General features: G+C 65.1%; 20 protein-coding genes. 13 read left to right on the top strand and 7 right to left on the bottom strand.

The window, feature by feature from the left end:
- Positions 1–47: 47 nt before the first annotated feature.
- From DYI37_RS16375 to ppx, 4 genes are all read left to right on the top strand, one after another.
- Positions 48–1223, top strand: coding sequence for an AI-2E family transporter (locus tag DYI37_RS16375; RefSeq protein WP_116684341.1), 1176 nt, complete (start codon positions 48–50; stop codon positions 1221–1223).
- Entirely contained in the window at positions 1223–1888 is a 666-nt protein-coding gene (locus tag DYI37_RS16370) for a P-loop NTPase family protein (protein ID WP_116684340.1), read from the top strand. Before DYI37_RS16375 ends, DYI37_RS16370 begins: the two co-directional genes overlap by 1 nt.
- 89 nt (positions 1889–1977) lie before the next feature.
- Positions 1978–4365 carry an RNA degradosome polyphosphate kinase gene (locus DYI37_RS16365; protein ID WP_245413970.1) on the top strand — a complete coding sequence of 796 codons (2388 nt, stop codon included), beginning with the start codon at positions 1978–1980 and terminating at the stop codon, positions 4363–4365.
- On the top strand, positions 4358–5875 hold the full coding sequence (ppx, locus tag DYI37_RS16360; RefSeq protein WP_199520183.1) for an exopolyphosphatase: 1518 nt from the start codon (positions 4358–4360) through the stop codon (positions 5873–5875). Before DYI37_RS16365 ends, ppx begins: the two co-directional genes overlap by 8 nt.
- Positions 5876–5902: 27 nt before the next feature.
- Here ppx and rnd read toward each other — a convergent pair whose 3' ends face one another.
- A complete protein-coding gene (rnd, locus tag DYI37_RS16355; RefSeq protein ID WP_116684338.1) occupies positions 5903–7054 on the bottom strand; it encodes a ribonuclease D in 1152 nt (383 codons plus the stop codon).
- A 198-nt stretch (positions 7055–7252) separates the two neighbouring features.
- Between rnd and aspS the strand changes: the two genes are divergently transcribed.
- A complete protein-coding gene (gene aspS / locus DYI37_RS16350; RefSeq protein ID WP_116684337.1) occupies positions 7253–9040 on the top strand; it encodes an aspartate--tRNA ligase in 1788 nt (595 codons plus the stop codon).
- Positions 9041–9163: 123 nt separating this feature from the next.
- On the opposite strand, the gene DYI37_RS16345 is transcribed toward aspS, so the two are convergent.
- Together DYI37_RS16345 and DYI37_RS16340 are read right to left on the bottom strand one after the other, a co-directional pair.
- Entirely contained in the window at positions 9164–9697 is a 534-nt protein-coding gene (locus tag DYI37_RS16345) for a 2'-5' RNA ligase family protein (protein ID WP_116684336.1), read from the bottom strand.
- 76 nt (positions 9698–9773) lie between these two features.
- Positions 9774–11075: a hypothetical protein gene (locus DYI37_RS16340; protein WP_116684335.1), complete on the bottom strand. Its 1302-nt coding sequence runs from the start codon at positions 11073–11075 to the stop codon at positions 9774–9776.
- Between the two features lie 207 nt (positions 11076–11282).
- Between DYI37_RS16340 and parC the strand changes: the two genes are divergently transcribed.
- Positions 11283–13535 carry a DNA topoisomerase IV subunit A gene (parC, locus tag DYI37_RS16335; protein ID WP_116684420.1) on the top strand — a complete coding sequence of 751 codons (2253 nt, stop codon included), beginning with the start codon at positions 11283–11285 and terminating at the stop codon, positions 13533–13535.
- A 196-nt stretch (positions 13536–13731) separates the two neighbouring features.
- Here parC and DYI37_RS16330 read toward each other — a convergent pair whose 3' ends face one another.
- Together DYI37_RS16330 and DYI37_RS16325 are read right to left on the bottom strand one after the other, a co-directional pair.
- Entirely contained in the window at positions 13732–13980 is a 249-nt protein-coding gene (locus DYI37_RS16330) for a hypothetical protein (RefSeq protein WP_116684334.1), read from the bottom strand.
- Positions 13981–14056: 76 nt separating this feature from the next.
- Entirely contained in the window at positions 14057–15523 is a 1467-nt protein-coding gene (locus DYI37_RS16325) for a D-alanyl-D-alanine carboxypeptidase (protein WP_245413969.1), read from the bottom strand.
- A 365-nt stretch (positions 15524–15888) separates the two neighbouring features.
- Between DYI37_RS16325 and DYI37_RS16320 the strand changes: the two genes are divergently transcribed.
- Positions 15889–16314 carry a phasin family protein gene (locus DYI37_RS16320; RefSeq protein WP_245413968.1) on the top strand — a complete coding sequence of 142 codons (426 nt, stop codon included), beginning with the start codon at positions 15889–15891 and terminating at the stop codon, positions 16312–16314.
- A gap of 204 nt (positions 16315–16518) precedes the next feature.
- Here DYI37_RS16320 and DYI37_RS20045 read toward each other — a convergent pair whose 3' ends face one another.
- Positions 16519–16671: a hypothetical protein gene (locus DYI37_RS20045; protein WP_158555193.1), complete on the bottom strand. Its 153-nt coding sequence runs from the start codon at positions 16669–16671 to the stop codon at positions 16519–16521.
- 374 nt (positions 16672–17045) lie between these two features.
- On the opposite strand from DYI37_RS20045, the gene DYI37_RS16315 reads away from it, so the two are divergent.
- The 6 genes from DYI37_RS16315 to ruvA all read left to right on the top strand — a co-directional run bounded on the left by DYI37_RS16315 (position 17046) and on the right by ruvA (position 23000).
- Positions 17046–17330 (top strand): helix-turn-helix domain-containing protein, encoded by a 285-nt coding sequence (locus DYI37_RS16315; RefSeq protein ID WP_116684332.1) that lies wholly within the window; start codon positions 17046–17048, stop codon positions 17328–17330.
- 215 nt (positions 17331–17545) lie between these two features.
- The gene (locus DYI37_RS16310; RefSeq protein ID WP_116684331.1) at positions 17546–19354 is read left to right on the top strand and encodes a chloride channel protein; all 1809 of its coding nucleotides are present in this window, start codon (positions 17546–17548) and stop codon (positions 19352–19354) included.
- A gap of 42 nt (positions 19355–19396) precedes the next feature.
- On the top strand, positions 19397–19846 hold the full coding sequence (aroQ, locus tag DYI37_RS16305; RefSeq protein WP_116684330.1) for a type II 3-dehydroquinate dehydratase: 450 nt from the start codon (positions 19397–19399) through the stop codon (positions 19844–19846).
- A gap of 105 nt (positions 19847–19951) precedes the next feature.
- A complete protein-coding gene (locus tag DYI37_RS16300; protein ID WP_116684329.1) occupies positions 19952–21373 on the top strand; it encodes an FAD-binding oxidoreductase in 1422 nt (473 codons plus the stop codon).
- Between the two features lie 275 nt (positions 21374–21648).
- On the top strand, positions 21649–22167 hold the full coding sequence (ruvC, locus tag DYI37_RS16295; RefSeq protein ID WP_116684328.1) for a crossover junction endodeoxyribonuclease RuvC: 519 nt from the start codon (positions 21649–21651) through the stop codon (positions 22165–22167).
- Between the two features lie 212 nt (positions 22168–22379).
- Positions 22380–23000, top strand: a complete 621-nt coding sequence (ruvA, locus tag DYI37_RS16290) for a Holliday junction branch migration protein RuvA (RefSeq protein WP_116684327.1) — start codon at positions 22380–22382, stop codon at positions 22998–23000.
- Positions 23001–23096: 96 nt separating this feature from the next.
- Here the strand turns inward: ruvA and DYI37_RS16285 are convergent, their stop codons facing one another.
- Positions 23097–24011: a hypothetical protein gene (locus DYI37_RS16285; RefSeq protein ID WP_147307938.1), complete on the bottom strand. Its 915-nt coding sequence runs from the start codon at positions 24009–24011 to the stop codon at positions 23097–23099.
- Positions 24012–24157 lie beyond the last annotated feature (146 nt).

Here is a 24157-nt window from a genome sequence, read left to right as displayed (position 1 = left end):
GGCCTTCCGGCTGAGAACCGCGACCGGACAACGGAGACGAGAGCGACATGACCGACAGGAAAGCCGTTTTCTGGCGACAGGTCTATTTCTGGGTTGCGGCGGCGATCGCGACCATCGCCTTCGTCTGGTTGTTCTCCTCGATCCTCCTGCCCTTCGTCCTCGGTATGGTCCTCGCCTATCTTCTCGATCCGGTGGCGGACTGGTTCGAACGGCGCGGCCTGTCGCGGCTGATGGCGACGACGCTGATCCTCGTCATCTTCGTCGTCGTCTTCGTCGCATTGATCCTCATCATCGCGCCGGTCATCTCGTCCCAGGTGGTCCGCCTCACCGAGCGGATGCCGGAATATCTCGACCGGCTTCAGGATCTGGCGATCGCCGCCCGTTCGGGCCCGCTCGCCTTTCTCTTCAGCTCCGAGGAATCGACGCTCGAACAGGATTTCGCCCAGCTGATTTCCGATTCGACCAGCTTCGTCACCTCGCTCGTCTCCCAGGTCTGGTCGTCCTCGCTCGCCTTCGTCAATTTCGTCTCTTTGTTCGTGGTGACGCCCGTGGTCGCTTTCTACATGCTCCTCGACTGGGACCGGATGGTTCGGCGCGTCGACGACTGGCTGCCGCGCCAGCACCAGACGACGGTCCGCCGCATCGCGCGCGACATCGATCTGTCCGTCGCGGGCTTCGTGCGGGGGCAGGGCAGCGTCTGCCTGATCCTCGGCACGTTCTACGCCGTGGGGCTCACCCTTGTCGGCCTCAATTTCGGCCTGCTGATCGGCTTCTTCGCAGGCCTCATCTCCTTCATTCCTTATATCGGCTCGCTGCTCGGTCTTGTGATCTCCATCGGTGTCGCGCTCGTCCAGTTCTGGCCGGACTGGCCCTGGGTCGTCGCGGTCGCCGCCGTCTTCTTCATCGGCCAGTTCTTCGAGGGCAATATTCTCCAACCAAAGCTCGTCGGCGCGTCGGTCGGCCTGCACCCGGTCTGGCTGATGTTCGCGCTGTTCGCCTTCGGCACGCTTTTCGGCTTCGTCGGCCTGCTCATCGCCGTGCCGGCGGCCGCGGCGGTGGGCGTTCTCGCGCGCTTCGCCCTGACGAAATATCTCGACAGCGAGCTCTATCACGGTCCGGCACTCGACCATTATGCGACCCCGGCGATCGATGCAGAGCCTTCCGATCGCACCGGCGGCGGAGCACCGGCGACGCAGCCTCCGGCCGAACGGCGGCCCTCCTGATGCCGGCACAGATTCCCCTCGATCTTCCGGCCATCGAGCAGTCGGACCGCGACGATCTCGTCGTCTCGGCATCGAACAGGGTTGCGACGGAAGCGATCGACGCCTGGCCGCACTGGCGGCACAACGTGCTTCTGGTGGTCGGGCCCGAAGGATCGGGCAAGACGCATCTGTCGCGGGCCTGGGCGCAGATCGCCGATGCCGTCCACTTCGAGGCCGGCACGGGCGTTCCGCCGGGTGGAAACTTCCGGATCGTCATCGACGACATCGACCGGACCGACATCGCCGATGCCGAGCTCTTCGCGCCGATCAACGCGGCAAGGCTCGGTCAGGGCTGGGTTCTCGCCACTTCGCGGCTTGCGCCCCAGGCTCTCGCGGGTCGTCTGCCCGATCTCGTTTCCCGCCTGAAGGCGGCGGCGCGCGCCGATCTCCAGGCGCCCGACGACCGGTTATTCGAGGCGATCCTCGCCAAGCATTTCTCCGATCACCAGCTCTTGGTCGACCCCGGCGTGCTGACCTATCTCGCCGAACGGATCGAGCGGAGCGGCTCGTCCGCACGCCACGCCGTCACCCTTCTCAATCGCCGTGCGCTGGCGGAAAAGAGCCGGATCACCAAGCCCTTCGTTCGCCGGGTCCTCGGAGAGGAGAGCGATGCGTTCGATGTCTGAACCCTCAGTCGAGAGGCGACGTAAAACCTCCATCGAAGCTGTCTAGAAGAGCTGCCGCACCTACACTGGATTGATCGGACGGACCGAGGATGACGAAAGACACGACCACCGCAGCGCCGCAGACGCGAACGCGCCGGGCCCCAGCCCGTCGCCGCAAGGCCGCCGTCGCCGCCGATGCCTCGCCCGTCGTGACGAAGGATGACCACATGGCACAGCTAAGAGACGATGCGGCCACGGTTCTGACGGACGAGGCGGTTGCGAGCGAGGTCGAGACGATTCTGGCGGAGAAGCCGGAGCAGATCGCCCGCCAGGAGGCCGAGCGCGAGGACGCCTCGCGCTCCGAACTGCCGCAGGACCGGTTCATGAACCGCGAATTGTCCTGGCTGCAGTTCAACCGGCGTGTCCTCGAGGAGTCCCAGAACATCAATCACCCGCTCATCGAGCGGCTGCGCTTCCTTTCGATCTCGGCCGACAATCTCGACGAGTTCTTCATGGTGCGCGTCGCCGGTCTCGAAGGGCAGGTGCGCGAGAAGGTCACCGTGCGCTCCCTCGACGGGATGACCGCTCAGGAGCAGCTCGACAAGGTGCTCGCCGAGGTGGAGATCCTCCAGTCCGAGCAGCAGGCGTCGCTCGCCGAACTGATCGGCTATCTCGCCGACGAGAACGTCCATATCGTCCTCGCCGACCAGCTTTCGGAAGCCGAGTTCGAGTGGCTGTCGCGTGAATTCGACGAGACGATCTTCCCGGCGCTGACCCCCCTGTCGATCGACCCGGCGCATCCGTTTCCGTTCATCCCCAATCTCGGCTTCTCCATCGGCCTGCGCCTCAAGCGCATGCGCGATTCGGAGCGCATGAACGCACTGATCCGCCTTCCGGTCGCCCTCGACCGGTTCGTGCAGACGCCACGCGGCGAGGACGGCGCCTATCGCTTCGTGCCGCTCGAAAGCGTCGTCGAGACCTTCATCGGCCGCCTCTTTCCCGGATATACGGTGGAAGGCAGCGGCACCTTCCGCGTGATCCGCGACTCCGATATCGAGGTTCAGGAAGAGGCCGAGGATCTCGTGCGCTTCTTCGAGAGCGCGTTGAAGCGCCGCCGCAGGGGCTCGGTCATTCGAACGGAATTCGATTCGTCCATGCCCGAAAGCCTGCGCAACTTCGTCGCCGCCGAGATCGGCACGCCGGAGACCCGCGTCTCGGTGATGGAAGGGATGCTGGCGCTCGACGCCCTCTCGCAGATCTGCAAGATCGACCGCGAGGACCTGAAGTTCCCGCCCTATATCCCGCGCTTCCCCGAGCGCATCCGCGAGCATAACGGCGACTGCTTCGCGGCCATCCGGGAGAAGGACATCATCGTCCATCACCCCTACGAATCCTTCGACGTCGTCGTGCAGTTCGTCCGCCAGGCCGCCTCCGATCCGAACGTCGTCGCGATCAAGCAGACGCTCTACCGAACCTCGAACGATTCTCCGATCGTACGTGCGCTCATCGAGGCCGCCGAGGCGGGTAAGTCCGTGACGGCCCTCGTGGAACTGAAGGCCCGCTTCGACGAGGAGGCCAATATCCGCTGGGCGCGCGACCTGGAGCGCGCCGGCGTACAGGTGGTGTTCGGCTTCATCGAGAAGAAGACCCACGCCAAGCTCGCGATGGTCGTGCGGCGCGAGGAGGGCAAGCTCGTCAACTTCTGCCATATCGGAACCGGCAACTATCATCCGATCACCGCGAAGATCTACACGGACCTGTCCTACTTCACCGCCGATCCCCAGATCGCCCACGACGTCCAGCTGGTGTTCAACTACATCACCGGCTATGCCGAACCGACGGATCTGAAGAAGCTCGCGGTCTCTCCCCTGACGATGCGCGACAAGATCCTCGCCCATATCGAGGCGGAGGCCGAACATGCGAGGGCCGGGCGCCCGGCGCAGATCTGGATGAAGATGAACTCCCTCGTCGACGGCCGTATCATCGATGCGCTCTACCGGGCGAGCCGGGCAGGGGTGGAGATCGATCTCATCGTGCGCGGCATCTGCTGCCTGCGTCCGCGCGTGCCGGGCCTGTCCGATAACATCCGCGTCAAATCCATCGTCGGACGCTTCCTCGAGCACAGCCGAATCTTCTGCTTCGGCAACGGCTTCGGCCTGCCATCGGAAGAAGCCACCGTCCTGATGGGGTCGGCCGACCTCATGCCTCGCAATCTCGACCGGCGCGTCGAGACGCTCGTGCCGATCGCGACCCCCACGGTTCACAGCCAGGTTCTCTCGCAGATCATGCTCGGCAACATCCTCGACAACCAGCAGAGCTGGTCGGTCGCAGCGGACGGGACCTCCCGGCACATCCGCCCGAGCGACGGTGAACAGCCCTTCAACGCACAGCGGTATTTCATGACCAATCCATCGCTCTCGGGACGCGGCAAGGCGCTGAAGACCGACGCTCCCCGCCTGATCGCCCGCCAACGCGCCGAGCATGCCGGCGATGAGTGAACCGCTCGGTCAGGGACGCATCATCGGCCGTCGTCCCGTCGGCGTCGTCGATATCGGGTCGAACTCCGTTCGTCTCGTCATCTACGAGGGCCATTCGCGCTCCCCGACCGTGTTGTTCAACGAAAAGAATCTGAGCGGTCTCGGACGCGGGCTCGCCCAGTCCAACCGCCTGGATCAGGCAGCGGTCGACAGCGCGCTGTCGGCCCTGCGACGATTCCGGAAGCTCGCCGATCAGGCACGGGTGGTCGATCTCTATCCGCTCGCCACAGCAGCGAGCCGTGAGGCCGCCAACGGGCCGGAATTTCTCGCCGCCGCCGAGGAAGCGATCGGGCGACCGATCGAGATCCTGTCCGGCGCCGACGAGGCTCGCTACGCTGCGGAAGGCGTGCTCAGCGGCTTCAACAATCCGAAGGGCGTCGTGGGCGACCTGGGCGGCGGCAGCCTGGAACTCGTCCGCATCGAAAACGACCGGCTCTCGGGCGGGCTGACCATGCCGCTGGGCGGATTGCGACTGCAGGACCTGTCCCAGAACGATATCAAGAAGGCGCAGGCCATCGCCGACGAACACGTCTCGGCCTGCGCCTTCGCCAACACCGACAACGAGGGGCTTCCTTTCTTCGCCGTCGGCGGGACATGGCGCAATCTCGCCCGTCTCCACATGCAACAGACCGGGTATCCGCTGCATGTGATGCACGGATATTCCATGAGCGCGGCCAAGATCGACAAGTTCCTGGACACCGTGATCAAGAGCGACCCGGAGAAGCTCGCGGGGATCGAGGTCATCTCGAAATCGCGCCGGTCTCTGCTCGCCTACGGTGCCGTCACGCTTCGCAGCATCATCCGCTATCTCAAACCGTCCGAGATCCTGATTTCGGCCTACGGGGTGCGGGAAGGCTATCTCCATTCCCTGCTTCCGGCGGACGAGCGGGCCAAGGACCCCCTCATCGAGGCGGCGCGCGAGCTTGCCGTTCTGCGCTCGCGCTCGCCCGACCATGCCGAGGAACTCGTCACGTGGACCGGGCGGACCTTTGCGGCCCTCGGCATCGAGGAGGACGACGAGGAACGGCGCCTTCGCGAGACCGCCTGTCTTCTCGCCGATATCGGCTGGCGCGCCCATCCCGATTATCGGGGACTGATCTCCCTCTCGACGATCGCCCACGCGGCCTTTCCAGCCGTCGACCATCGCGGCCGCGCCTATCTCGGGCTGACGAACTTCTTCCGCCACGAAGGTACGATGAACCAGGTCCAACTGCCCGATCTCGACACCCTCGTGGACGAGCGGCTTTTCGCCCGGGCCCAGATTCTCGGTTCGCTGTTCCGGGTGACCTATCTTCTGACCGCGTCGATGCCCGGCGTTCTCGACCGGTTCCGCTGGTCGCAGGATCCGCGCGGCGGCTTCACCCTCGTCCTGCCCGAGGATCTCGCATCGCTGATCGGCAGCCGCCCGGAAGGCCGGCTGCAGCAGTTCGCGAAGCTCGTCGGCCAGACCCTGAGGATGGAGGCACGCTGACCGGGGCGCGCCTCCTCTCGTCCCCGCTCAGAGGCTGACGATCTCGACCTTCCGGTTGCGATAGACGAGGGCGCTCTCTCCTTCGAGGAGCTTCAGCGCGCGCCGTCCGAAGATCTCGGACCGCCAGCCGGCGAGAGCCGGGATTTCCGCTCGCTCGCCATGGACGGCGAGCTTTTCGAGGTCCTCGGAATTGGCGATCATCTTGGCGGCGACGCCTTCCTCCTCCACGACGATCTTCAGGAGGACGCGCAGGAATTCCACGGCGGCCTGCGTTCCCTCGGGAAGTGGTGCCGATTTCGGCACGGCGGGAAGATCGCCCTTCGGCAGGGCCTTCGCGCTCCTGACCGCCTCGATGATGCCGCGACCGGCCTGGGAGCGTTCGAACCCCTTCGAGATCGAGCGGAGCCGTCCGAGCTCTTCCTCGTCGACCGGCTGCTGCTGGGCAATCTCGTAGATCGCGTCGTCCTTGAGGATGCGGCCGCGCGGTTTGTCCTGGGCACGGGCCTCGCGTTCGCGCCAGGCGGAGACCTCCTTCAGGATCTGCAGTTCGATCGGCTTGCGGACCCGCATCTTCATGCGCCGCCACGCATCGTCCGGATGGATGTCGTAGGTGGCCGGATCGGCGAGAACGGCCATCTCCTCGTCGAGCCAGGACAGGCGGCCGCTCGCCTCCAGCTGCGCCTTCAGCTTCTTGTAGACGGTGCGCAGATAGGTGACGTCGGCAAGCGCGTAGTCGAGCTGCTTGTCGCTGAGCGGCCGCCTGCGCCAGTCGGTGAAGCGCGAGGTCTTGTCGATCCGACCGTCGCTGAGGCGCGCGACGAGCTGGTCGTAAGCGACCGATTCGCCGAAACCGCATACCATCGCCGCGATCTGCGTATCGAAGAGCGGCTTGGGGATGACATTGCCGAGCTTGTAGACGATCTCGAGATCCTGCCGTGCGGCATGGAACACCTTGACCACGCTCTCGTCCGCCATCAGCTCGAAGAACGGCTCCAGCGACAGGCCCTTGGCCAGCGGATCGACGAGCACCTCGGTGTCGTCGGAGGCCATCTGGATGAGGCAGAGTTCGGGCCAGAACGTCGTCTCGCGGATGAACTCGGTATCCACGGTCACGAAGGGGGAACGCGCGAGCGCCTTGCACGCGCTCGAAAGGTCTGCGGTCGTTTTGATCGTGTTCATGGAGCCACGTCTTAGAACGAGGTGAAGCGCGGGGAAAGCGTTCGCTCGGCCCTGTCCCGCAAAACTTGACATCCATGCCGACAAGTGCGCTTGTCCGGCCCGATTTCGAAGGGATGATCCACACGGTTCGGGCAGCGCCGCAGGGCGCTGGGAACGGGGCGAAATGGGTGGATCGGACAGGACTTTAGAGAGCACGCCATGCATCGCTATCGCAGCCACTCCTGCGCAGATCTGCGCAGCACCCATGTCGGCGAGACCGTCCGCCTCTCCGGCTGGGCGCACCGCATCCGTGACCATGGTGGGCTTCTCTTCATCGATCTGCGCGACCATTACGGCCTGACCCAGGTCGTCGTCGACCCCGATTCTCCCGCCTTCAAGACGGCCGAGACGGTTCGCGGCGAATGGGTGATCCGGATTGACGGCGAGGTGAAGGCGCGCTCCGCCGAGACCGTCAACGCCAAGCTGCCGACTGGCGAGGTGGAAGTCTTCGCCCGCGAGATCGAGGTGCTCTCCCCAGCCAAGGAACTGCCCCTGCCGGTCTTCGGCGAGCCCGACTATCCAGAGGACATCCGGCTCAAATACCGTTTTCTCGATCTTCGCCGCGAGACGCTGCACAAGAACATCATGCGGCGCACGAAGGTCATCTCGAAGATCCGCTCGCTGATGCAGGACGCCTCCTTCACCGAGTTCCAGACGCCGATCCTCACCGCCTCCTCGCCCGAGGGCGCGCGCGACTTCCTGGTGCCCTCGCGGCTCCACAACGGCATGTTCTACGCGCTGCCCCAGGCGCCGCAGCAGTACAAGCAGCTTCTGATGATCTCCGGTTTCGACCGGTATTTCCAGATCGCGCCCTGCTTCCGCGACGAGGACCCGCGCGCCGACCGCTTCTACGGCGAGTTCTACCAGCTCGACATGGAGATGAGCTTCGTCGAACAGGAAGACATCTTTCGGACCATGGAGCCGGTGATCCGCGAGGTGTTCGCGAGCTTCGCCGACGGCAAGCCGGTCTCCGAAACCTTCCGGCGCATTCCCTACGCCGAATCCATGCGCAAATACGGCTCCGACAAGCCGGACCTCAGAAACCCGATCGAAATGAGCGCGGTCACCGAACATTTCGCGGGATCGGGCTTCAAGGTCTTCGCCAACATGATCGCCAGCGACGACAAGGTCGAGGTCTGGGCGATCCCGGCGAAGACCGGCGGCTCCCGCGCCTTCTGCGACCGGATGAACTCCTGGGCGCAAGGCGAAGGCCAGCCGGGCCTCGGCTACATCTTCTGGCGCGAGGAAGGCGGCGAGATGTCGGGCGCAGGGCCGCTCGCCAAGAACATCGGCCCCGAGCGCACCGAGGCGATCCGCACCGAGCTCGGTCTCGAAGCGGGCGATGCCTGCTTCTTCGTGGCGGGCCGTCCCGAAAAGTTCACCGCTTTCGCGGGCGCAGCGCGCACCCGTATCGGCGAGGATCTCGATCTCGTCGACCGCGACCGGTTCGAACTCGCCTGGATCGTCGACTTCCCGTTCTTCGAATGGGACGAGGACAACAAGAAGGTGGAGTTCGCCCACAACCCGTTCTCCATGCCCCAGGGCGGGATGGACGCGCTTCAGAACCAGGAGCCGCTGTCGATCAAGGCGTTCCAGTACGACGTCGTCTGCAACGGCTTCGAGATCGCCTCGGGCGGCATCCGCAACTCCGTGCCCGAGACCATGGTCAAGGCGTTCGAGATCGCGGGTTATGATCAGGCGACCGTGGAAGAGCGCTTCGGCGGTCTCTACCGCGCCTTCCAGTACGGCGCTCCGCCCCATGGCGGCATGGCGGCGGGTATCGATCGCATCGTGATGCTGCTCTGCGGGGCGAAGAACCTGCGCGAGATCGCGCTGTTCCCCATGAACCAGCAGGCCTTCGATCTTCTTATGGGTGCACCGGCCGAAGCCTCGCCGGCCCAGCTTCGCGAACTCGGCCTGCGCATGGCGCCGAAGGCAAAGGAATAGCCTTCTCTCGACGCCGGTCGGGTACAAGTCTCGACCGGCGCGATCCCGTTCGGCGCATTCCAGTCTGATCTGCCTTCGGGTGCCGTGTCGAAATCGAAACGGCACCCGAAGGCTGTATCCCAATCAGTCTTCGCCGGACGTCGTTGCGTGGCTGAACGGAAATTCCTCCGCAAGCTCCCACGGTCCGCCGTGATAGTGCCAGAGCATCAGGCCGAGAACGTCGAACGAGAAGGGCTCGAACGCGTCGTCGAGTTCCTCGAACAGCTTGCGGGCCTTCGACGGGTCGACCTTGTTCTGGATCGTGATGTGCGGCTTCATCCGCTGGCGATCCTGGGCGGTCAGGTCGTCGTAGAAGATGCCGGCAAGGTCGGCCCGCAGGCGCTCGACCTGATGGCACTCGACATCGTAGGCGACGCCCTTGCCGAGAAACCGGACACCCGAGACCTTGCATGTCAGCGGGCTCCAGTCCGCCGCCGTCTTGCGCAGCTCGTCGCAGACGGTCTCGTACTTGTCTCCCGGAAGATGGTGGAAGAGCGTGAGATGGGCCGGGATGAAGTTGCGCGACGAGGGAAAGTGCGTCTTGCGCATCGTCTGGAAGCGCTCGAAGGCGTCGTCGTCGAAGCGAAGGGTGACGATCAACGGCGTTGTATCCGGCATCGGTCATCCTTTCGCCAGGGCGTGATTTGAACCCGGCCGGCCCCTCGTCTCGAAGGGGCCGGCCGGGTTTTGTTCTTTACTGAGCGCTGTTTGCTCCGCCCGAGCCGCTCTCGGTCGACCCCGAGCCCGCGGTGCCGGAGGCGTCCGTGCCGGGCGCCGGAGCGGTCGATGCCGGCGCACCGCCATCGCTTTCGACGGTCAGCTGCAGCACGTTCGGAATGGTCTGCGGCGCGCCCATGGCCGCCCCGAAGATCTGCATGAACGGGATCGGCTGGGACGGTTCGGTCGCGACGCGGATCGATTCCGGCGTCTCAAGGAAGTTGCGGACCGCCCCGACCACCTGATTGCGGAATGCCTCGTCGCCGATCTGGCCGAGATTGGCCTCGACCGTCTGGGTCGCGAGGTCGATGATGGCCTCGGGCGTCTGGCTCGTCTGCTCTGCGTAATAGTCGATCACGCGCTTGGTCAGCGAATCGTCCTGGAATTCGACCGAGATGTTGGCGACGCTCAGCTGCGCCAGGATGCCCATGAACGCCATGCCCGAATTCTGCTGGCCCTCAGGGTTCTTGCGCATCTCGTCGGTGATCTGCTGCAGGGACTGGATGACCTGCGGCGTGTAGCCGTCGATCGCCAGATCGGTCTGGAGCGTGCCGACGTTCTGGATATTGAAGGTCACCGGCGACAGGGAGACCTTGCCCTGCTGGGGTGTCCAGGCTGCGTCGGCGTTCATAGAGCCGGTCAGGGTGTCGTAGCCGATCTCGCGAGCGAAGTTGACGCCGTCTTCCTCGGTGTTCTCGGGAAGCACCAGCTGGAAGTTTCCGACGCTCAACCGGCTGTCGAAGCTGTCGTCGTCGCCGATCGTACTGTTGGCGACGAGATTGGTAAGGGTGAACGTATCCTTGCCCTCCTCGCTCAGCTTGATCTCCTCGATCGTGCCGCGCTCGAAGAAGAAGGGGGTGCCCTGAAGAAGGGCCGGCTGGCTGTCCGAAGGCTCGGTGCCGGCGACGAGCAGGTTCTCGATGCTCATTCCGCTGACGTCGTAGGAGACGTCGCGGTCGCCCTCGGCCTTGTCGATGCCGGAGACGTCTTCGAAGCCGACCCGCGCGACCTCGTAGCCCGTGGTCGGCTCGCCCACCACGTTCTCGAAGTTCACCTGACCGAAATCGACGCTGTTCGGTCCCTGTCCGAGCGTGACGCCGCGAATGATGACCGTATCGTTCTCGCTGACGGCCTCGTCATAGCTCATCTGGGCGCCCTGGGAGGCCATCGCCTCCTTCAGCCGTTCGGCGAACGCGTCGGCATCAGCGGCGAGAGCCGTGCCAGAGCCGAGCAAGGTGGCGAAAGCGGCGGCCGAGAGGCCGGCGGTGATCCTGCGCATCGATGAAAATCCTTTCTTACGTCCACCCCTCGCGCGGGGGCGGTCATAGTCGCTGCAATGGTAGTGCGCCCGCCACGATCCGAAAGAGCGCCGACGAGCCTTATCGCACGCCACAGTTCCGGAAAAACCCGACGATTCTGTGCTTTCACGCCGCATCGTCTGTGTTCCGTACTTGTTCCATATCGCATGATCGTTCAGAACGGGTCCATGGGAAAGCAAGTCGATCCACCTGCCGACGGCGGCGACATCCAGCCGGTCGATCTCCGTGAAGCGCTCGAGGAGCGTTATCTCGCCTATGCGCTGTCCACGATCATGGGCCGCGCATTGCCGGACGTGCGCGACGGATTGAAGCCCGTTCACCGGCGCATCGTCCATGCCATGCGCGTTCTGAGGCTCGATCCGGGTCAGGCCTACAAGAAGTGCGCCCGCATCGTCGGCGACGTGATGGGACGGTTCCACCCCCATGGCGACGCGGCGATCTACGACGCGCTCGTCCGCCTCGCCCAGGACTTCTCGGTCCGCTATCCGCTGGTCGACGGTCAAGGCAATTTCGGCAATATCGACGGCGATAGCGCGGCGGCCATGCGCTATACCGAAGCGCGGATGACGGATGTCGCGACGCTGCTCCTGCGCGGTATCGACGAGAACGCGGTGGATTTCTGCCCCACCTACAACGAGGAGGACGAGGAGCCGGTCGTCCTGCCGGGCGCCTTCCCGAACCTTCTCGCCAACGGCTCGTCCGGCATCGCCGTCGGCATGGCCACCAATATTCCTCCTCACAACGCCGCAGAACTCTGCGACGCGGCCCTGAAGATCATCGAAAATCCCGAGGTGACGGTCGATCAGCTCCTGCGCTGCGTGGAGGGGCCCGACTTCCCGACCGGCGGCGTCGTCGTCGACAACCGCGCGACCATGCGCAACGCCTATGAGACCGGCCGCGGATCGTTCCGCGTGCGGGCCCGCTGGGAGGTCGAGGAGGGCACGCGCGGCACCTGGGTCGTCGTGGTCACCGAGATCCCCTACCAGGTCCAGAAATCGCGGCTGATCGAGAAGATCGCCGAACTGCTGCAGGCCCGCAAGCTGCCGCTTCTCGCCGATATCCGCGACGAATCGGCGGAGGATATTCGGGTCGTCATCGAACCGCGCTCCAAGACCGTGGATCCGGCGATCCTGATGGAATCTCTGTTCCGGCTCACCGATCTGGAATCGCGCATTCCGCTCAACATGAACGTCCTGTCCGGCGGCAAGGTGCCGAAGGTCATGTCGCTCAAGGAGGTGCTGGCCGAATGGCTCGCCCATCAGCGCGAGGTGCTGGAGCGGCGTTCGCGCCACCGGCTCGCCCAGATCGACCGGCGGCTGGAAATCCTGTCGGGCTATCTGATCGTCTTCCTCAATATCGACGACGTCATCCGCATCATCCGCGAGGAGGACGAGCCCAAGCAGGAACTGATGCGCTTCTTCGGGTTGACGGATGTTCAGGCCGAGGCCGTCCTCAACATGCGCCTGCGGTCGCTGCGCCGGCTCGAGGAATTCGAGCTGCGGCGCGAATTCGACCAGCTGAGCGAGGAGAAGGCGGAGAAAGAGGGGCTCCTCGGGTCCATCGAGCGCCAGTGGTCGGCGGTGGCGGACGAGGTGAGGGCGGTTCGCGAGACCTTCTCGAAGAAGACGAAGCTCGGCAAGCGCCGCACCCGTTTCGCCGATGCGCCCGATCACGACATCGAGGATATCACGACCGCCTTCATCGAGAAGGAGCCGGTGACAATCGTCCTGTCGAACAAGGGCTTCCTGCGCGGGCTGAAGGGGCATCTGTCGGACTTCAGCAATCTCACCTTCCGCGAGGGCGACGGCCTGCACATCGCCTTCCATGCGATGACGACGGACAAGCTCCTCTTCCTGTCGCGGCACGGCCGGGCCTATACGCTCCAGGCCGACAAGCTGCCCGGCGGACGCGGGCAGGGCGATCCCATCCGCCTCGCCTTCGACTTCGACGACAAGGACGACATCGTCACCGCCTTCACGGCCGATCCGGAGCGCAAGCGGCTGATGGTCTCCTCCGAAGGGTCAGGCTTCGTCGTGACGGAGGCCGATCTCATATCCGGAACGCGCAAGGGCAAGCAGCTGATGAATGTCAGCGGCAAGGCCGGCGTCCATCTGGCGGTCGAGATCGGTGACGGCGACATGGTGGCGATCGTCGGCGAGAACCGGAAGCTCCTCGTCTTCCCGCTCTCCCAGGTGCCGCAGATGGCTCGCGGCAAGGGCGTGCGCCTGCAGCGCTACAAGGATGGCGGGGTCTCCGACGCGAAGGTCTTCGCGATGGCTCGCGGCCTGTCCTGGACCGACAGCGCGGGGCGGGCCTTCCTGCGGGGCGAGGACGAACTCCTCGAATGGCGGGGCGATCGCGCCCAGGCCGGCCGTCTGGTGCCCAAGGGCTTCCCGAAGACGAACAAGTTCTCCGGCTGACGGTCGCTCGCGGCGGATCTGGCTGGACGCGTCGACCGGATTATCGGGCGTCTGGTGAAATCAGCGCATCCGCAAGGCTGCGGGCAGCCTTGGCTTCGTCGGTCTCACCCACGTCTCCAAACGAAAACGGGCGCACTCGGCGCCCGTTTTTGGTGCTGAACGGACTCGCCGTCCGGCGATTTCGATCCGGCAGCTTTCAGTAGGTCCGTCCGAACTTCAGCCTGACCGCGTGAGTTCCCCCGATCCCCGTCACTTTCACGCGGGGCCGCGCGACGGGCTGGGACGAGCGCCATGCGCGGGCGCCGTGGCTGAGGAGGAGATCGACGAGTTCCTTGGGGTGGAGCCGCGAGCGGAGCGATTTGAGCTCGCGCAATTCGCCGAGGGCCTGAACGCTTCCCGCCCGCTTGGTCGACGTGAAGGGAGAGACGGTTTGGTCGAGAGACATGGGGCGGAATTCCCTTCCGAATGCAGGAACCGGGGCGGTTGGGAGAGGTGTCGGGTTCGGCAAGATCGCTGACGGATCAGCGGGCGACGGCATAGCAGGCATAGTCGGCGCGTTTCAGGGCGGCGCAGGCGCTCCAGGCTTCGTCCTTTGACCCGAAGCCTGCGAAGCGGGCCCGGTGGAGCGTCTGCCCACCCTGGCCGACCGGCTCGGTGAAGGGCTGGGCGGAGGCGAGGGCGGCGCCGGCCTTGCGCTTGGCATCGGCCAGCATCTGGTTTGCGAGCGCCTGGTCCGGCGTGGCCGCGATCTGCACCACCCAGGGCGAAGAGGGCGCCGCCGCGAGCGCGGCTCTCGAGCCGATCCCGCCGGTGAAGGTCGGATCGACGGTGCGATTGCCGGGCACCGGCGCGGCGAGGGCGTTGGTCGACGCGGTCGGAAGCATCAGCTGCTGCGTGCCGGTATCGCCGACGAGTGCTGCCGCGAGAGCCTGGCGACCGCGGACCGGGCGCGAGGAGGGCTGGGGAAGAGCATCGGCGACCAGCGCGCCGGATGTGGCGTAGGCCGCGGCGATCCGCTCGTCCGCCGAAAGGAGCTGGCCGGGACGCGTGTCCGGAACCGGGCCTCTCTCGGGAAGGCCCGTGAGGGCTGCGACCGCGAGGCCTGCACCGGTGTTCGGACGGGCGGCGATCAGGGCGCCTTCGTCGCGGCGGGTCGCCAGCGGCAGGGTGCGCTTCAGAAGGTCGACCATGTGGTCGTCGCGCGACCGGCCCGAGCGACCGCCCATGACGACGGCGACGAGGCTCTTGCCGTCCTTCTTGATCGAGGTGACGAGGTTGAAGCCCGAGGCGTTGATGTAGCCGGTCTTGATCCCGTCGACGCCGTCCATGCGGCCGAGGACCCGGTTGTGATTGCCGAGGCGCGTGCCGCGGAAATCGTAGGACCGGGTCGAGAAATATTTGTAGTATTGCGGGAAGTGCTCGCGAAGCGCGATGCCGAGCTTGGCCTGATCGCGCGCGGTGGTGCGCTGGCCGTTGTCCGGCAGGCCGTTGGCGTTGCGATAGGTCGTGTGGGCCATTCCGAGCTTGTGCGCGGTCCGCGTCATCATCTCGGCGAATTCACGCTCGGAACCACCGAGATATTCGGCGAGCGTGACCGAGGCGTCGTTGGCGGATTTCGTAACGAGAGCGTAGATCGCCTCCTCGACCTTCAGAAAGCCGCCGGCCGGAACGCCGACCTTCGTCGGCGGACGTCCGGCCGCATAGCGCGAGACGGGCATCTTGTCGCCGAGGGAGATGCGCTTCTTCGAGAGGGCGTCGAAGGTCAGGTAGAGCGTCATCATCTTGGTGAGGGACGCGGGATAGCGATATTCGTCGGCCTGATCCTCGTAGAGGACCTGACCGTTATTGGCATCGATCACGAAACCGGCATAGCGGGAATTCGCATTGGCCGTCGCGGGGGAAGACAGCACGATTCCGGCACCGACCGCCGCGATTCCGAGGGTTCGGGCAAGGCCGAACACGTTACGCAAACTGAAGATCACTCTCACGCCAAAACCCTTGGTCTTGAAGACTGTCTGGGCTCTTCGCTCCCGGCCCCGCAGGAACGCCGTGCGGGGAGGCCGATGCGAACAGCCGGCTCGTTATCCCCGAGGTTAGAGTTACGAGCTTACCAACTCGTTTATGGTTGCCGAACCCTTCATGGGATCGTGATCATTCGAGGGGTTGGCCAAGATGCCTGACTAGGCGCGCTTTCGCGTGCGCTCCAGCCCGTTTAGCGGGCATTTCATGCCGCGACATCTTGCAATTTTGTGCAGTGCAATATAAATTGGTGCATAGCAAACGGGCATTGCGGCGGCGACCGTCGGGATGCCTTCGGAAACACGATTTCCGGGCTGCCAGACACGCAACGCCAATGAGGATCGATCTCATGAACATGTATGACGACGCCAGCAAGATCACCAAGGAAGCGATGGACAACTCGATGAAGTCCTTCGCCGTCATGACCAAGGGCATGCAGCAGATCGCTGCCGAGACCCAGGACTACACCAAGCGCGCCTACGAGCATCAGGCTTCGTATTTCGAGCGTCTGATGCAGTCGAAGTCCTTCGACAAGACGCTGGAAGTGCAGACCGAATTCGCGAAGTCGGCCTATCAGGACTGGGTCGCCCAGGCGACGAAGATCGGCGAGATCTACGCCGATACCGCCAAGGAGGCCTATCGTCCGCTCGAGTCGAACGCCAGCATGGCCGTCGCGACCGGCGAGGCCACCGCTGAAAAGACCGTGCGCAAGGCCGAGGCAGCTGCCGACAAGGCCACCAGCGCCGCGAAGGCCAACTGATATCCCATCTGCCAGCCCGGCCGATCATGGCCGGGTCCGGCGGGCGGAGTTGCGAGGGAAAAATCCCTCGGCGTTATCGAGATGAAGGGCCTCCGTCACGAAGGTGACGGGGGCCTTTTTTGTTCGTGTGGCGCCGCGAGCGGCTGGTCCGGCGGAATTCTGCTTCGGCTCGGCGATCCGTCGCCGCCGCAACCCGGCGGGCTGTCAGGAGGCGCGCGTCCTGATGAGCGAGAGGCGCATCAGGAGCCGCTTCAGCGAACGGCGGAACCCGTAATGCACCATGGCGTGCTGGTGCATGTCATGGCGCCCGCGTTCTCCGCCGTAGGACGAGCGGGCAACGATGATATCGGCAAGCATTTCATTCCTCCCTGTCCAAGATGGTCTCGCAGGTTACCTTGAGAAACCTTACTGAACATTACGGAAGGATGTCGCGATGAAATTCCGTTTGCGCAGTCGTCGAGGCTTCCGGCGAGGCATGGTGTTGTCATGCTGTAAGGTGCACATGGTGCGCCCGACTTTCAAAGTTTAGGTGCACGAGGTGCACATTTTCGTGTTCTTCCAACGATCGTAAGCGTTCGACATTGCGGGCGGATGACGGCTTGCGCCTATCCCGAAGCCGAACGGTTCGGCGATCGTCGCCGTTGACAGGCCGGATGGGCCGGGCCAACAGCATTGCGTGCGGTTCATGGAGCTGTTCCAGATCCGCAAGCGCCGCAGATACGGAGCCGGTCATGACACCCGACGCCTTCAAGGCATGGCGCAAGAGCCTCGGACTGAAGCAGAAGGATGCCGCGGACCGGCTCGGTCTCAAGAAGCGGGTCATTCAATACTACGAGAAGGGCGCCCGGGGCGGAAAGGACATCGAGATTCCAAAGACCGTGGAACTCGCCTGCTTCGCGCTCTCCATGGGCGTTGCGTCCTATGACGGACGAACGGTCCCCGATGGGGCCCATGACGCCGAACTCACGCTTCGTGTGGCCGGTTCGAAGCCCGGTTCGATTACGACCAGGCGCTGACGCCGAGGGCACATACCCCCTTGCGGCTCCATCGATCTCTGGATCGTGGCTGGCCGCGCTCCATCCACGCCATGTCCCTCGCCGTCGCTCCGAGACCCGATGACCGCCGTTGAGAAAAGCATCCTGAGCTTCGGTTTGCGAAGCTCGGAGAGGGGCGCTAAAGGACGGAACGTCACCTTCTTGCCGCAGTCACGTCAGCCGTCAGGTCAACGCATATGTCCGCTACAATCGCTCCCCCTTCGCCGAGTTCGACAGACGGCGAGGCCCGGGAGGAGCCGGCGGAACGCGAGGTCGGCCTTGCGATCCTTCTGGTGCTGGCGCTGGTCGTCGGCGTGGTGGCGGGCCTCGGCGCCATCGTCTTCAAATATCTCATCGCCTTCATCTCGAATCTCGCCTTCTACGGCATCTTCTCCTTCCATATGGACCCGCTCGCCTACGGCCCGCCGAGCGCCTGGGGGGCGGGAATCATCCTCGTTCCGGTTCTCGGCGGCCTGATCGTCGTCTGGCTGGTGCGGAACTTCGCACCGGAGGCCAAGGGGCATGGCGTTCCGGAGGTGATGTTCGCGATCTATCACCAGCAGGGCAATGTGCGCGGCGTCGTCGCGGTGGTGAAATCCCTCGCCTCCGCGATCTCGATCGGCACCGGTGCCTCGGTCGGCCGCGAGGGGCCGATCATCCAGATCGGGGCATCCTTCGGGTCGACATTCGCCCGGCGCCTGAAGCTCGTGCGGCCCCAGAAGATCACGCTCCTGTCCGCCGGCGCCGGCGCCGGTATCGCGGCCACCTTCAACACGCCCCTCGGCGGCGTGCTGTTCGCGTCCGAAGTCCTCCTGCCGGAGGTTTCGACGCGCACATTCCTGCCCGTGGTCGTGGCGACGGCGACCTCGACCTATGTCTACCGGCTGGTGATGGGCGTCGAATCGGCCTTCATGGTCTCGGTGATCGGCCTGCCGGACCAGGTGGTGAACGGCTGGGAGTTGCTCCTCGCATCGCTTCTCGGCGTCGTCATCGGTTTTGCCGCCTGGGCCTTCGTGAAGTGCCTCGCCTTTTCCGAGGACGTCTTCGAGAAGTCCTCGCTCAACCCCTATCTCCAGAACGCGCTCGGCATGGGCTTCGTCGGCCTGTCCGGCTACATGTTCTTCCTTGCCACCGGCCATTATCAGGTGATGGGCGTCGGCTATGCGACGATCCAGGACGTGATCTCGGGCGGCATCCTCTCGGTCGCGCTTCTCCTGATGCTGTTCGCGGCCAAGCTTCTGGCGACCTGCGTCTCGCTCGGCTCGGGCGCGTCGGGCGGGGTCTTCTCGCCGAGCCTCTTCATGGGCGCGACCCTCGGCGGAGCGATCGGCGTTCTCGGCATGATGGCGCTGCCGGGTAGCGGCCTCTCCGTCGAGACCTTCGCGATCATCGGCATGGGCGCGATGGTGGGCGGCGCGACGAGTGCGGCGATGACCGCCATCGTCATGATCTTCGAGATGACGCGCGACTACGAGATCATCCTGCCGCTGGTCCTCGCGGTCGCGATCGCGATCGGAACCCGGCGCGCGCTCATCGTGTCCGACATCTACACCATCAAGCTGCGGGCGCGCGGCCGCCCGATCCCGACGGATCGCACGACCAACATGTTCCTCGTCGAAAGGGCGAGCGAGGTGATGGCGACGAATGTCGCGGTGCTGCAGCAGGACATGCTCGTCACCGATGCGCTGAAGGTCGTCGAGGTCGACAAGACCCGCGTCATCGTGGCGGACGGCGAGCGCATCACCGGCTTCGTTCGCTTCGGCACCGTCCCCTACAGGCCGGACCGCTTCGCGTCCCAGACCCTCGCGGAAATCGCCCAGGCCGATTTCACGATCGTCTCGCCGACCGACAACCTCAATACGGTCATCACGCGGATGAACCGGCGCAGCCGCTCGACCGCGATCGTCGTCGGCGCGACCTCCGGCATCCCGCGTGCCCGCAACATCGTCGGCATCATCGCCCGCGAGGAAATCGCGCAGGCCGTCGTCCAGAACCATTACGGCTGATCCGGCCCGATCCCGGACGGCCCATTACGAGCGGAGGGCGTCTTGGCCTCGATCATGATCCTCAACGGCCCCAATCTCAATCTGCTCGGCAAGCGCCAGCCTGAGATCTACGGCCATACGACCCTTGTCGATGTGGAAGCGGCCTGTTCGCGGCTTGCCGCCTCGGCGGGCCATGCCATCCGGTTCTATCAGTCGAACCGCGAATACGAGATCATCGACTGGGTCCACGAGGCGCGGGAGAACATGGCTGCGATCATCATCAATCCAGCCGCCTTCACCCACACCTCCGTCGCCATCCTCGATGCGCTCAACGCCTTCGATGGTTTCGTCTTCGAGGTGCACATCTCCAATGTGCACAAGCGCGAGTCCTTCCGGCATCATTCCTATGTGTCGGCACGCGCGGACGGGGTGATCGCGGGGTTCGGCGTCGAAGGCTACGAGTTCGCCCTGCGCCGGGTCTGCTCGCTCCTGGCATCGTCGGACGGCGCCTGATCGGCTCCTGTCGCGCACGCGCGAGCCTTTGCCTTCGGTCTTGCAATATGGATGCCGAAGGGTTCAGAATCCCGATCGATAACTGATGTTCTGGAGAGTTGACCGATGGCCCTGGCGGACATTCTGGCGGAAGACAGGCCGCGCCGGCCCGGTACGCAGGCAGCGCTCGCCGAGCTTTCGGAAACCTTCGGCGACCGGCTCGCGACCGGCGAAGACGTGAGGCGCGCGCACAGCCACACGACCACCTATATTCCTAACCAGCTGCCGGATGCCGTCCTCTTCGCCCGAAGCGAGGCGGAGGTGCAGACCCTCGTGCGGATCGCCGCGCGCCACGGGATGCCGATCGTGCCCTTCGGTGTCGGCTCCTCGCTCGAGGGCCATGTGAACGCGCCCTTCGGTGGCGTCTCGCTCGATCTGTCAGGCATGAACGAGGTCGTCTCCGTCTATCCCGAAGATCTCGACTGCATCGTGGAGCCCGGCGTCACGCGCGAGGCGCTCAACGAACATCTTCGCGATACGGGACTCTTCTTTCCCATCGACCCCGGGGCCAACGCATCCCTCGGCGGCATGGCGGCGACGCGGGCCTCGGGAACGAATGCGGTTCGATACGGCACCATGCGCGAGAACGTCGTCGGGCTTAACGCGGTGATGGCCGACGGCTCGGTGATCCGCACGGCCCGGCGCGCCAAGAAGACGGCGGCCGGCTATGACCTGACGCGGCTTCTCGTCGGCTCGGAAGGCACGCTCGGCATCATCACGCGCCTCAATCTGAAGCTCTATGGCATTCCCGAACAGGTGCTGTCCGGCGTCTGTCCGTTCCCGGATGTCGTGAGCGCGGTCAATGCCGTGATCCAGACCGTGCAGATCGGTGTTCCCGTCGCCCGGATCGAACTGCTCGATGCCCTGTCCATCGAAGCGACGAACCGGCACTCCAAGCTCGATCTGCCGGCGACGCCGCACCTCTTCGTCGAGTTCCACGGCAGCCCCGCTTCGGTTGCCGATCAGGCCGCGAGCTTTGCCGTGATCATCGAGGAGAACGGCGGCGGGGAGTTCCGGTCCGCGAGCCGGGCCGAGGAGCGTTCGCGCCTGTGGAAGGCGCGCCACGACTTCTACTGGGCCTCGATCGGGCTGAGACCCGGGGCCAAGGCGATCGCGACGGATGTCTGCGTGCCGATCTCCCGTCTTGCCGACTGCATCGAGGAGACGCGCATGGACGCGGAGGCCGCCGGCCTGATCGCGCCCACGGTCGGGCATGTGGGTGACGGCAACTTCCACGTCACGCTTCTGATCGACACGGATGTTCCGGCGGAGATCGATGCGGCGGAAGCCTTCCTGAAGCGGCTCGCGGAGCGGGCGCTCGACATGGACGGCACTTGCACCGGCGAGCACGGGGTGGGCCAGGGCAAGCGCGGCTATCTCTCGGCCGAGCTCGGAGCGTCGGTCGACGTGATGCGGGCGGTCAAAACGGCGCTCGATCCGTCGAACATCATGAATCCCGGCAAGATCTTCTCCTTCGAGACGCGCTGAAGCACCTGCGAAAGGAAGGAGGCCCGGTTTCGGGGCCGGTCGCTCTCGGCGGCAGGAGCGCGTCAGGAATTGCGTGTCCTCCAGGCCCGCGCGCCGCCACGTTTCGTCCTGCGACGACCGGGCGGCCGGACAGGACTCAGGAGGAGGTGCGGACACGTTTCGTTCCCGTCCGCGCTTTATAAGCTTTAAACAAATCCCGTAAAAGTTTTTGGTTTGTTCACGATCGGGATGCGATTCCTTCTCCTGCGTGTTAAACGGCAGAGAAAGAGCGTCAGATGCTGCAGGAGTGTCCCATTCGTATCATCGGCATCGATCCCGGCCTCAGGCGGACCGGCTGGGGCATCGTCGAGACCCAGGGCAACGCGCTCCGCTTCGTGGCCAGCGGAACCGTGACCTCCGATGCGAAATACGACCTCGCAACCCGGCTTCGCCAACTCTACGAGGGGCTTGGCTCCATCGTGCACGAATACCGGCCGGACGAGGCCGCGGTCGAGCAGACCTTCGTCAACAAGGATGCGGTCGCCACGCTGAAGCTGGGTCAGGCCCGAGGAATCGCGCTTCTCGTTCCGTCCATCGCCGCGATCCCCGTTGCCGAATATGCGCCCAACGCCGTGAAGAAGGCGGTGATCGGCGTCGGCCATGGCGACAAGAAGCAGATCCACATGATGGTGAAGGTGCTGATGCCGAAGGCGAGCTTCGATACGGACGATGCCGCCGACGCCATCGCGATCGCCATCTGTCACACCCATCATCGCCAGTCCGCACAGGCACGGATGGCCTTCGCGGGAGGCTGAGCCGATACGCGTTCTTGACGTGTTCGCGGCCGGGCGACATGGAAGGGGGATGCCGCTTCTTCGCAGATCGGCAGGCCGGGGCTTCTTTCGAGGGGGGGCGAGACCCCATGGCCGGGACGTCCGCCGCCGTGTCATGAACCGTTCGGTGGTCGACCGGGCGGCGAGGTTGCCGGCATGTTTTTCTCTTCACTCTCGATAGACGAAAGCTGTCCATGATCGGAAAACTGAAGGGGACGATCGACGAGATCGGCGAGGATCACGTGGTCGTCGACGTTCATGGCGTCGGCTATGTCGCATATTGCGGCGCGCGTGCGCTTTCGGGCATCGCCGGTCTCGGGGAGGCGATCGTGCTCTTCATAGAGACCGTCGTGCGGGAGGACATGATCCGGCTCTACGGCTTTCCGAGCGCTGCCGAGCGGGACTGGTTTCGCCTGCTCCAGACCGTTCAGGGCGTCGGCGCCAAGATGGCGCTCGGTGTCGTCGGCACGCTCTCGCCGAGCGATCTCTCCAATGCCGTCGCGCTTCAGGACAAGGCGATGGTCGCCCGATCGCCTGGGGTCGGTCCGAAGGTCGCCCAGCGCATCGTCGCCGAACTGAAGGACCGGATGCCGGCCTTTTCGGGCGCCGCCCTCGACGAAGCCTTCGGCGTCAAGCGTGATATCGGCGGCGGCACCGCCGCAGCGCCCGTCGCCGATGCGGTCTCCGCGCTCACCAATCTCGGCTATGCCCGCGATCAGGCGGCGAGCGCGGTAGCAACGGCGCTCAAGGAGGCGGGCGAGGGGGCCGACAGCAAGATCCTGATCCGGCTGGGGCTGAAGGCCCTCAGCCGTTGATCATGTGACGGCCGGGCAAGGCCGTCCAGATGACGAACCGTCGTCCTGCCGCCTCGCGGCGCCGTCCCCGGCCCTGACCCGGTCTTTCGGAAACTCTCAGCCGAGATCCTGGCTCAGCTCGCGGCCGAGCGCGAAGGCGCGCCGTTCGATGAGGATCGGCACCTCGCAGACATAGGTGAGCGAATGGCGGCGCTCGTCGAAGACCCGGGTGTCCCAGGCTATTTCCTCGCGAATGTCAGCGAAGCGGGTGGCGTCGCCCTCGCGCTGGATGCGGGCCATGTCCACCGCCTTGGCGCGCAGCGCTTCGGCGAGGCTCTTCTGGCGCGCCCCGTAGCGCAGGATGCCATTCAGCACCTGGCCGCGTTCGGCGTTGAGTCGGTCGAGAATGTCGGTGAAGAGAGCGGCGGCGACCTTCTCGCGCTCGGCCTGCGGAACCTCTTCGATGAAATCGCGAACCAGTTTCTGGGCTTCGTCGCCGCTGATGCGGCGCGCGATCGCGCGATCGACGACCTCGCGCATCTCGCTCGTCCGCTCCACGCCCGATCCAAGGGCGAGATCGGGTCCGGACCAGACCTGGGCCGCCTGGATCGTCGGCACCTGACGCTGGACGCAGGGCCAGTCCGTGGTGCCGGTCTGCGGCGTCGTCGCAAAGGCCATGGGATTGGCGGCCGTGCGGCCGGCGCCGACCACCGTGCTCGGCGCCTCGACGACCGAGCCGCCCCGGGAGGTGGGCGCCGCCGGGGTGCCGCCCGCACCGGAGGCCTGCGTCTCACCCGTCCCGGCCTCGCCAGCCGGTCCGGCAGTTCCCGGCTGGGTGCCGTCTGAATTCGTATCCGGCGCATTGGTCGGCGGCGGTCCGGGGAGGACGAAACCCTCTGGGATCTCGCGCGGCTGGGCGCCGTCCTGCGCCAGAGCCGGCATCGCAACGGCAAGCCCTGCGGCGAGAAGCGAGGTTCTGAGCAGAAATCCGGCCTTGAGGCCGGACGCCGGCACGTGAAGTCGATCGATCATATGTTCCTCCCAGAACGAGCGGATAAGTCTGTCCATGGCGCCACGTCAGATGAACGATCCTGAAAGCGGATCGGCTCCGGTTAGGTGGCTTCGGCCCCTCTGCGCAGGCCCGAAAAGGCCGAACCCGGCGAGAATGTCGGGTCCGG

It is taken from the genome of Fulvimarina endophytica, from assembly GCF_003403015.1.
Classification (GTDB): domain Bacteria; phylum Pseudomonadota; class Alphaproteobacteria; order Rhizobiales; family Rhizobiaceae; genus Fulvimarina; species Fulvimarina endophytica.
The sequence above is the reverse complement of the archived record's forward strand: the minus strand, read 5'-3'. Positions and strand labels throughout refer to the sequence as shown.

Excerpts from the sequence above, each read along its gene's own strand:
- DYI37_RS16375 (WP_116684341.1), top strand. The coding sequence starts at position 48 with ATGACCGACAGGAAAGCCGTTTTCTGGCGACAGGTCTATTTCTGGGTT.
- DYI37_RS16370 (WP_116684340.1), top strand. The coding sequence starts at position 1,223 with ATGCCGGCACAGATTCCCCTCGATCTTCCGGCCATCGAGCAGTCGGAC.
- DYI37_RS16365 (WP_245413970.1), top strand. The coding sequence starts at position 1,978 with ATGACGAAAGACACGACCACCGCAGCGCCGCAGACGCGAACGCGCCGG.
- ppx (WP_199520183.1), top strand. The coding sequence starts at position 4,358 with ATGAGTGAACCGCTCGGTCAGGGACGCATCATCGGCCGTCGTCCCGTC.
- rnd (WP_116684338.1), bottom strand. The coding sequence starts at position 7,054 with ATGAACACGATCAAAACGACCGCAGACCTTTCGAGCGCGTGCAAGGCG.
- aspS (WP_116684337.1), top strand. The coding sequence starts at position 7,253 with ATGCATCGCTATCGCAGCCACTCCTGCGCAGATCTGCGCAGCACCCAT.
- DYI37_RS16345 (WP_116684336.1), bottom strand. The coding sequence starts at position 9,697 with ATGCCGGATACAACGCCGTTGATCGTCACCCTTCGCTTCGACGACGAC.
- DYI37_RS16340 (WP_116684335.1), bottom strand. The coding sequence starts at position 11,075 with ATGCGCAGGATCACCGCCGGCCTCTCGGCCGCCGCTTTCGCCACCTTG.
- parC (WP_116684420.1), top strand. The coding sequence starts at position 11,283 with ATGGGAAAGCAAGTCGATCCACCTGCCGACGGCGGCGACATCCAGCCG.
- DYI37_RS16330 (WP_116684334.1), bottom strand. The coding sequence starts at position 13,980 with ATGTCTCTCGACCAAACCGTCTCTCCCTTCACGTCGACCAAGCGGGCG.
- DYI37_RS16320 (WP_245413968.1), top strand. The coding sequence starts at position 15,889 with ATGAGGATCGATCTCATGAACATGTATGACGACGCCAGCAAGATCACC.
- DYI37_RS20045 (WP_158555193.1), bottom strand. The coding sequence starts at position 16,671 with ATGCTTGCCGATATCATCGTTGCCCGCTCGTCCTACGGCGGAGAACGC.
- DYI37_RS16315 (WP_116684332.1), top strand. The coding sequence starts at position 17,046 with ATGACACCCGACGCCTTCAAGGCATGGCGCAAGAGCCTCGGACTGAAG.
- DYI37_RS16310 (WP_116684331.1), top strand. The coding sequence starts at position 17,546 with ATGTCCGCTACAATCGCTCCCCCTTCGCCGAGTTCGACAGACGGCGAG.
- DYI37_RS16300 (WP_116684329.1), top strand. The coding sequence starts at position 19,952 with ATGGCCCTGGCGGACATTCTGGCGGAAGACAGGCCGCGCCGGCCCGGT.
- ruvC (WP_116684328.1), top strand. The coding sequence starts at position 21,649 with ATGCTGCAGGAGTGTCCCATTCGTATCATCGGCATCGATCCCGGCCTC.
- ruvA (WP_116684327.1), top strand. The coding sequence starts at position 22,380 with ATGATCGGAAAACTGAAGGGGACGATCGACGAGATCGGCGAGGATCAC.
- DYI37_RS16285 (WP_147307938.1), bottom strand. The coding sequence starts at position 24,011 with ATGATCGATCGACTTCACGTGCCGGCGTCCGGCCTCAAGGCCGGATTT.